The sequence below is a fragment of the Pseudomonas sp. CFII64 genome (genome assembly GCF_000416235.1).
GTDB lineage: Bacteria > Pseudomonadota > Gammaproteobacteria > Pseudomonadales > Pseudomonadaceae > Aquipseudomonas.
In genome coordinates this window covers 1-1,710 of record NZ_ATLO01000029.1, presented here as the reverse complement: position 1 = coordinate 1,710, position 1,710 = coordinate 1, and the positions used below count along the sequence as shown (strand labels likewise).

At 60.1% G+C, this 1,710-nt stretch carries 1 protein-coding gene and 2 pseudogenes; all 3 read left to right on the top strand.

Going from position 1 to position 1,710, the window contains the following annotated elements; translation table 11 throughout:
• Nucleotides 1-516, top strand: a pseudogene (locus CFII64_RS30055) (hypothetical protein); the annotation flags it as partial.
• Nucleotides 513-1,112, top strand: a complete 600-nt coding sequence (locus CFII64_RS14025) for a DUF4123 domain-containing protein (protein WP_020291446.1) — start codon at nt 513-515, stop codon at nt 1,110-1,112. The pseudogene CFII64_RS30055 and the gene CFII64_RS14025, both read left to right, overlap by 4 nt.
• Nucleotide 1,113: 1 nt before the next feature.
• Nucleotides 1,114-1,710: pseudogene (locus tag CFII64_RS14020) on the top strand (hypothetical protein); the annotation flags it as partial.

Genomic DNA, 1,710 nt, shown 5'->3' with positions numbered 1-1,710 from the left:
GCCAGCCATGAACTGCAAGGCGAAGAACACCACCTCACTCATGGCGGTCGCAAGACGCAAATCCTCGCGGACGATTCCCTGACAGTCGTAGGCAATCAGCACATCAGCGCGGCGAATCATCTGGTCAGTGCCGCCGGGCAAGTGCATCTGAGTTCGAAGATGCACGTCGTCATCGATGCCGGAATGACCGCGACCGTCAAGGCGGGCGGACAGTGGATCAATATCACGCCTTTAGGAATCTTCAGCAGCGTGCCGATGCTGCTCGGCGGGATACCGATGCCGGGGATGCCGGCGGTACCTGGAACGCCGCTGGCCGTTGCAAAACAGACCGCGCTTCCAGCGTCTGCTTCTTCGCCATCGGGCGGGCCAAGCGCCAGTGAGGCGTTGCCAGCGCTGCTCGCGGGTGATGCACCCATTGTCGAGTTATGCCAGAAACCGCAAGGCAAGACGCCTATGGAATGCCCTTTGCCGGACTGCCCATGTGCCCGTGCATTGGGCGTGGGAGGCAAGCAATGAACACATGGTTTTTGCTGGAACGCACTGAGCATCTGCTGCCCAACCTTTATCGGCAGGTAGCGCAACCTGACTTGACCCGGCTCTTCGATTCAACCTCATTGGCGGGCTATGACGAACAGAGCCCTTTGCTGGTCAAGGACGACGATTCGAAACTATCAGCCGCCATCCTGCAGGCTCCCGAGCAATGGCCGGGCCTGATGCTGCACAGCGACCATTCGACCGAGGCAGTGTTGGCTCACTTGCGGCAGATCCTGTTCGTCAACTTCGAGGAGAACCGCAAGGGCGTATTGCGTTACTCGAACCCCGCCACCGCGAGCTATTTCTTCCCCGCATGTACCGTCGATGAACTGAGGTTCTGGTTAGGACCACTGACGCGCCTGAGTTGGTATGGCGGCAGCTGGCCGGATAGAGCGACAGGGCAGATGCGTTGGCACGAGATGGAAAACCCGGCCGCCCACCAATGGCAGGCTTTAACTTTTGCTCATCAGGCAGCCCTGAGCAGCAACCAACAGCAAGCGCTGGAAACCCAGCAGCAAGAACACGTCCTCTACCTGCAATCCCATCTGCAGCAACCTTCGACCGGACAGGAGTCCTGACATGCCCAAACCCGTTGGCGTCCTGAGCCGTGGCCCGTGCTGCGAAATCAACAAACTCATCGTCCAGGTGGTCGGCCAGTATCACCCGCCCACTCAACGCCTGGCGTTCTACGAGAAAGACGCCAACACCCGGCTGGACGCACTCACCGCGCAGGATTGCACCGAAAACATCACCGCCTACATGTGCGCGCCCAGCCAGTTGCATGTCTGGGACTGGTCCGGCGAGCCCGCGCATCGGCTGATGCTGGAGATCGAAACCGAACGCGGCAAGCCGATCCTGCTGCCGCTCCCTGCAACCCGAATCACGCTAAGGCAAGTGGATCAGCAGTGGAATCAGATCGTCCCGGTGCTGCCATTTGTGGCCTTGCCGGGTGTCAACAGCGCCTACGATCACGGCACGCCGGTGTTGTGCCGCGCCGGGTTTATCTATGTCTTTATCGACGGCAAGTTGTGGCGGGAACTGGAGATTCGGGTCAGCGATGAACGCACCACTTATCACGATATTGAACTGAAGAAGTTCCGCGTGGGCGAGGGCTACGTTGATGACGCGCGCCTTGCCACCGGCAGGGCGCTGGACGACATCTGGCTGCCCGCCAAC